This is a genomic window from Paraburkholderia phymatum, assembly GCF_038900715.1.
In the GTDB taxonomy this organism is placed as follows: Bacteria; Pseudomonadota; Gammaproteobacteria; order Burkholderiales; family Burkholderiaceae; genus Paraburkholderia; species Paraburkholderia phymatum_A.
On the sequence record NZ_JAYMRZ010000031.1, the window covers coordinates 92,227 to 98,959 of the forward strand.

Genomic DNA, 6,733 nt, shown 5'->3' on the forward strand with positions numbered 1-6,733 from the left:
TCTGCCAATCCGTACCACCATGCGTCCTCCAATGGCCAGAATATTCATCGCGAGCCCCGCACTGCGCAGCGCCAACAACGGAAACTGGCAGACAGCCAATCGCTGGTTCAGGTTTCTGCGGACAGACTACCAGGTTTCGCTCGACGCCGAATGGCCGCCCGCCGATCCGCGAAACGAGCCGCCCGCCTGTCTGATTGCATTGCACGCGCGGCGTTCGGCTCCGAGTATCGCAAGGTTTGCCGAGGCTTGCCCGGATCGTCCCCTCGTCGTCGTGCTGACGGGCACCGATCTGTATCGGGACATCCGCGTCGACGAATCCGCGCGCCGCTCGCTCGATCTTGCTACACATCTGGTCGTGTTGCAGGAAGAGGGGCTGGCGGAATTGACGGCGGCGCACCGCGCGAAATGCCGTGTGATCTACCAGTCCGCCCTGGCGCGCAACGCCGACGTTCCGCCGACGCGCCGACGCCGCACGTTCGACGTCGTGTTCGTCGGTCACATGCGCGCGGAGAAAGACCCGCGCACGCCGATGCGCGCGATCGAGCGTCTGCCCGACGATTCGCGCGTCCGGCTTATCCATATCGGCCGCGCACTGGAGGACGAGTATCGGCTGGCGGCGCAGGCATTGCAAGCGAGGGCGTGGCCCACGGTGCAGCGCTACGTCTGGTACGAGGGACTGGCGCACGGCGCCACGCTGCGGCGCATTGCGAACGCCGACGCGATGGTCATTTCGAGCGTGATGGAAGGCGGCGCGAACGTGATTATCGAAGCGGTGAACGCGGGCGTTCCCGTGTTGGCGAGCCGCATTGCGGGCAACATCGGCATGCTGGGCCGCGATTACGACGGCTATTTCCCACCCGGCGACGACGAGGCGCTGGCCGCGCTGCTCGATCGCGCGAGCCGCGACCGCGCGTTTCTGACAGCGCTCCAGCACCAATGCACACGGCGGGCGCCATTGTTTGCGCCCGCCGCGGAGCATGCGGCAGTAGTCAGCCTGGTCAGGGATGCGCTGGCTCAGGCATCGGCATAGCGCATCACTGACCCCGTGAAGCGGGCTGCTGCCGCAGCGTGCGCGCGGCCGCAACCATGTTCGTCAGCGCGGGGATCACTTCTTCCCACGCGCGCGTCTTCAGGCCGCAATCCGGATTCACCCACAAACGCTCCGCAGGAATCCGCTCCGCCGCTTTCTGCATCAGATTCACGATGTGTTCCTCGCTCGGAATGTTCGGCGAATGAATGTCGTAGACGCCGGGCCCGATCTGGTTCGGATAGTTGAAGTGATCGAAAGCATCCAGCAGTTCCATATCGGAGCGCGACGTTTCGATCGTGATCACATCCGCGTCCATATCGGCAATCGACGCAATGATGTCGTTGAACTCCGAATAGCACATGTGCGTATGGATCTGCGTTTCGTCCTGCACGCCGTTCGCGGCGATGCGAAACGATTCCACCGCCCATTGCAGATACGCGTTCCATTGCGAGCGGCGCAGCGGCAGCCCTTCGCGCAGCGCGGCTTCGTCGATCTGGATGATGCGCACGCCGGCGCTTTCCAGGTCGAGCACTTCGTCGCGAATCGCGAGCGCCAGTTGATGGCACGACACCGAGCGAGGCTGATCGTCGCGCACGAACGACCAGTTCAGGATCGTGACGGGCCCTGTCAGCATGCCTTTCATCGGCTTGCTGGTTTGTGACTGCGCGTATCGGGTCCATTCGACCGTCATCGCCTTCGGGCGGCTGATGTCGCCGAACAGGATGGGCGGCTTCACGCAACGCGAGCCATACGACTGCACCCAGCCGAACTGGCTGAACGCATAGCCGTCGAGCTGTTCGCCGAAGTATTCGACCATGTCGTTGCGTTCGGCTTCCCCGTGCACGAGCACGTCGAGGCCGAGCGCTTCCTGTTCCTTCACTGCGCGTGCGATCTCGCGTTCCATCGCCGCGTGGTAGCCCGCCTGATCGAGTGAGCCGCGCTTGAACGCGCTGCGCGCGTGACGGATTTCGTTCGTCTGCGGGAACGAGCCGATCGTGGTCGTCGGATAAGCGGGCAGGTCGAGAAGCGCCGCCTGCTTTTCGGCGCGCTGCGCATATGCGCTCGCGCGTTGGCCGAGCGCGGCATCGATGCGCGCTATCGCAGCCTTCACAGCCGGGTTGTGCACGCGCGGCGAGACGCGGCGGCTTTCGATGGCGGCGGCATTCGCATCGAGCGCATCGGCCACCGATGCGCGGCCGTTGTTCAGTGCGCCCGCCAGCACCGTCAGTTCGTCGAGCTTTTGCAGCGCGAACGCGAGCCACGATCTGATTTCGGCGTCGAGCTTCTGTTCGCTGCCGAGATCGACGGGAACGTGCAGCAGCGAGCACGACGGCGCGACCCACAAGCGGTCGCCGAGCGTCCGATGCAGCGGTTCGAGCCATTGCAGGGCCGCGGTCAGATCGGTCTTCCAGATATTGCGGCCATTGATCGCGCCAACCGACAGCACCGCCGAATCCGGCAGCTGCGCCGCGACTTGCGCGACTTCATCGCGTGCATTGATCGCATCGATATGCAGGCCATCGACGGGCAGCTTGCACGCCAGGCCGAGATTGTCCTGCAACTGCCCGAAGTAAGTCGCAAGCAGCAGTCGCACGCGGCGCGCCGACAGCGCATCGTAGGCGGTGACGAATGCTTCGCGCCACGTCGCGTCGAGTTCCGTCACGAGCGCCGGTTCGTCGATCTGCACCCACTCGACGCCTTGCGCCGTGAAGTAGTCGAGCAGCGCCGCGTACACGGGGAGCAGGCGCGGCAACAGCGAGAGCTTGTCGGAACCGTCCTTCGATTTGCCGAGCCACAGATACGTCACCGGCCCGACGATCACGGGCTTCGCGTTCACGCCGGCTGCGCGCGCTTGCGCAAGCTGTTCGATGAGACGCGAAGGATCGAGCGAGAACTGCGTGTGCGCGTCGAACTCGGGGACGATGTAGTGATAGTTCGTATCGAACCACTTGGTCATTTCGCCAGCGGCCACGCCGCCGCAGCATGCGTGGTGATCTTCCGCGCCTTGAGCCGAGCGGCCGCGCGCGACGCGGAAGGTGTTGTCGAGCGCATCGCCGTGAAAGCCGCGCACGCGCTCGGGCAGATTGCCGAGCGTAAAGCTCATGTCGAGCACCTGGTCGTAGAACGCGAAATCGCCGACAGGTACGAAGTCGAGGCGCGCCTGATCGTTCCAGTGACGCGCGCGAAGCTGCGCGCCGGCGGCCTTCAGCGCGTCGCGTGACGACTGGCCTTTCCAGTAGCTCTCGAGTGCAAATTTCAATTCGCGGTTTGCGCCGATGCGCGGAAAACCGAGGTTGTGCGTCGTGACCATCGTTCGTATGCCGTCCAGAGAAAAGAGCCTGAAAGCGATGATAGAATTTTCGATGTATGAATAAAAATGGATTTATTTCATGCACGCATTAATTCTGTTCATGGAGGCCCGATGCTCGAACGCAGTCATCTGATGGTGATTCGAGAGGTCGAGCGCCAGGGGTCGCTCACCGCCGCCGCCGACGTGCTGAATCTCACGCAGTCGGCGTTGAGCCATACCGTGAAGAAACTGGAGCAGCAACTCGGCACGCCCGTCTGGACGCGCGAGGGACGCGCGATGCGCCTCACGCAGGCGGGCCAGTATCTGCTTGGACTCGCGAACCGCATGCTCCCGCAATTCGAGCATGCGGAAGCGCGGATGAAGCAGTATGCGCAGGGCGAGCGCGGCACGCTGCGCATCGGCATGGAATGTCACCCGTGTTATCAGTGGCTGCTCAAGATCGTTTCGCCGTATCTCGCGCGCTGGCCCGATGTCGATGTCGACGTGAAGCAGCGGTTTCAGTTCGGCGGCATCGGCGCGCTGTTCGGCTATGACATCGATGTGCTCGTCACGCCCGATCCGCTGAAAAAGCCGGGGCTGCGCTTCGAACCGGTGTTCGATTACGAGCAGGTGCTCGTCGTCGCCGACAGGCATGCGCTCGCGAAAGAGCCCTACGTCACGCCTGAGCATCTGGCTTCGGAAGTGCTGATCACCTATCCCGTCGAAACGGACCGGCTCGACATCTACACGCAATTTCTGACGCCCGCCAACGTCGTGCCGAAGCGTCACAAGGTGATCGAAACCACGGACATCATGCTGCAGATGGTCGCGAGCGGCCGGGGCGTCGCGGCGCTGCCGCGCTGGCTCGCGGAAGAGTACGCGGGCTGGATGCCGATCACGCCGCTGCGGCTCGGCAAGAAGGGCATCGCGAAACAGATCTTTCTCGGCACGCGCGAATCCGATGATGCGATTGACTATCTGACGGCATTCGTCGCGATGGCTCGCGAGACGGAGCGGGTGGAGGCGAGGGTGCGCGCGTAGCACTGCCGTGCGCGGCGGCTTCTATCCGCGCGTGCCGGGAGGACATCTCGTGCAAGTCAGGTCGTGTTCGAGCACATGCAGCAACTCGTCGTGGATCAGGCCCGTCCGATGCATGCGCAACAGTTCCGCGCGTCCGCCTGCGATTGCGGCCAAGCACGGCGTCGTAGTGCGCATTGCGCGCTTCGACCGGAAAGCTCGCCGCCCTCTCGTGCGCCCGCGTGATCTGCGCGCGATACGTGTATTGCTCGAGCAGTCGCGGAGGAAGCACCGCGCCGTCCGGCGCGTAGACGAGCGGCTTGATCGCCTCCCGCCGCGCCGCCCCGAGTCTCGCCCACGCCTGGGGCTCCGTCGGATAGTCGTGCGCATCGCTGGAATCGCTATCGCGCTGACGTAAGTGCGCGTCGCAGCTTCGACGCGCCGCAAAGGCGCCTAATGCGTCTGCCGTGTATCGACGAGAAAGCGGTGAATCTGCGCGACGACGGCCGCGCCTTCGCCCACGGCCGACGCGACGCGCTTCGTCGACCCCGAGCGAACATCGCCGATCGCGAAGACGCCGTCGACGCTCGTTTGCAACGATTGCGATTGCAGGCCGGAGCCGGGAATGTCGGGGCCTGTCAGCACGAAGCCTTTGCTGTCGAGCGACACGCCGCAGGTCTTGAGCCAGCCCGTATTCGGCTCGGCGCCGATGAAGACGAACAGGTGATGCGCGGTCATGCTGCCTTCGATGCCGCCCGCGCCGCGATAGTGGATGCGCTCGAGCCGCGCATCGCCTTCGAGCGCCGTCAGTTCGATCCGCGTATGCAACGTGACGTTCGGCAGCGACATGATCCGCTCGACCAGATAGTGCGACATGCTGTGCGCGAGACTCGCGCCGCGAATGAACATATGCACGTGCTCGGCGTGCGATGCGAGAAACACGGCCGCCTGTCCCGCGGAATTGCCGCCGCCGACCAGCAGCACGGGCTCCTTGCGGCACAACCTCGCCTCGATGGGCGTCGCCCAGTAGTAGACGCCGCAACCTTCGAAGCGCGCCAGGCCCTCGACGTCGGGACGCCGGTACTCGGCCCCGCTCGCGATGACGACCGTGCGCGCGGTGATGCGGCGCTTGTCGGCAAGCTCGATAGACGGCGGCTGACTGTCGCAAAACAGTGCTTTGACTTCGCACGGAATGCCGATATGCGCGCCGAACTTCTGCGCCTGAACGAACGCGCGTCCCGCGAGGGCCTGGCCTGTGATGCCCGTCGGAAAGCCCAGATAGTTCTCGATGCGCGAGCTCGTGCCCGCCTGGCCGCCCGGCGCGCGGCAATCGAGCGCCGCAACCGACAGCCCTTCGGATGCGGCATAAACGGCCGTTGCGAGACCCGCCGGTCCCGCGCCGACGATGGCCACGTCGTAGACATGCGTCGCGTCGAACTCGGGTATCAGTCCGAGACACGACGCGAGCTGTCCTTCGTCGGGGTTGCGCAGCACCGTGCCGTTCGGACACACGACGAGAGGAAAGTCGTCGGGTTGCGGCGTCAGCCGTTCGAGCAGCGCGATGGCTTCGGCGTCCTGTTGCGCATCGAGCGTCAGGCTCGGAAACACGTTGCGCCGCAGGAAGTTCTGCAACGCGAGCAGCCGCGCATTGCCGGAAGGGCCGACGAGCACGACGCCGTGTCCGCGCTCGATCACGAGCACGCGCCGCAGAATCAGCGCGCGCATGATCTTCTCGCCGAGATCGGCTTCGCTGATCATCATCGCGCTGAGTTCGTCGGGTCTGAGCAAGATCGCTTCGACATCTTCGACCACGTGCGCATCGACGACGGCGGGCTTGTTGGAGAGCTGCGTCACGTCCGACGTAAACTCGCCGCGCTTCGTATACGTGTGGATGATCCGCTCGTGGCCCAGGCCGTCGCGGCCGACAATGCGGACCTTGCCCGACAGCACGACGAACACGCCTGGGCAGAGATGTCCCGCGCGATAGAGCAACTCGCCTTTCGCGTAACGGCACAGATTGCCGAAGCGGCGCACGCGGTCGATTTCCGCATCCGCGAGCACGGGAAACATCTGCTGGTAACGCGGATGATCGCGCACGCTCGGGTCTTCAGCGGGCGAGCTATCGTCGATGGCGCGGCTTTCGTCCGCTGCATGCCGATGCTCGGGCTGTCCGTTTTCAGGCGTTGGTTCGTTGCTCATCGCGGGTTCTCCTCCAGCGGCTGACGGGCGCCGCCAGGCAGCCGGAGGCTCCGCAACGTCGAACAAAAAGTAGTGTCATGAGTTAAAAATTCATTGAATGATGTCGATCACGTACTAAAGTGTTCTGTGTGGCACTCGATACGAGGAGGCATCGATGAGCGGACGGCCCAAAGGGGAACTCGTGCTGAGCGAATCGG

The 6,733-nt window shown here is 64.3% G+C and carries 4 protein-coding genes; 2 read left to right on the forward strand and 2 right to left on the reverse strand.

Going from position 1 to position 6,733, the window contains the following annotated elements; all coding sequences use genetic code 11:
• Window positions 1-19: 19 nt before the first annotated feature.
• Window positions 20-1,030 carry a selenoneine biosynthesis selenosugar synthase SenB gene (gene senB / locus VSR68_RS37460; RefSeq protein ID WP_342944569.1) on the forward strand — a complete coding sequence of 337 codons (1,011 nt, stop codon included), beginning with the start codon at window positions 20-22 and terminating at the stop codon, window positions 1,028-1,030.
• Window positions 1,031-1,034: 4 nt separating this feature from the next.
• Here the strand turns inward: senB and metE are convergent, their stop codons facing one another.
• The gene (gene metE / locus VSR68_RS37465) at window positions 1,035-3,341 is read right to left on the reverse strand and encodes a 5-methyltetrahydropteroyltriglutamate--homocysteine S-methyltransferase (RefSeq protein WP_342944570.1); all 2,307 of its coding nucleotides are present in this window, start codon (window positions 3,339-3,341) and stop codon (window positions 1,035-1,037) included.
• A 66-nt stretch (window positions 3,342-3,407) separates the two neighbouring features.
• Here metE and VSR68_RS37470 point away from each other — a divergent pair, with 66 nt between their 5' ends.
• Window positions 3,408-4,361: a LysR family transcriptional regulator gene (locus VSR68_RS37470; RefSeq protein WP_342944571.1), complete on the forward strand. Its 954-nt coding sequence runs from the start codon at window positions 3,408-3,410 to the stop codon at window positions 4,359-4,361.
• A 429-nt stretch (window positions 4,362-4,790) separates the two neighbouring features.
• On the opposite strand, the gene VSR68_RS37475 is transcribed toward VSR68_RS37470, so the two are convergent.
• Window positions 4,791-6,536 carry an FAD-dependent oxidoreductase gene (locus VSR68_RS37475; RefSeq protein ID WP_342944572.1) on the reverse strand — a complete coding sequence of 582 codons (1,746 nt, stop codon included), beginning with the start codon at window positions 6,534-6,536 and terminating at the stop codon, window positions 4,791-4,793.
• Window positions 6,537-6,733 lie beyond the last annotated feature (197 nt).

Coding starts and splice junctions, on each gene's coding strand:
- VSR68_RS37475 (WP_342944572.1), bottom strand. CDS start 6,536: ATGAGCAACGAACCAACGCCTGAAAACGGACAGCCCGAGCATCGGCAT.
- VSR68_RS37470 (WP_342944571.1), top strand. CDS start 3,408: ATGGATTTATTTCATGCACGCATTAATTCTGTTCATGGAGGCCCGATG.
- metE (WP_342944570.1), bottom strand. CDS start 3,341: ATGGTCACGACGCACAACCTCGGTTTTCCGCGCATCGGCGCAAACCGC.
- senB (WP_342944569.1), top strand. CDS start 20: ATGCGTCCTCCAATGGCCAGAATATTCATCGCGAGCCCCGCACTGCGC.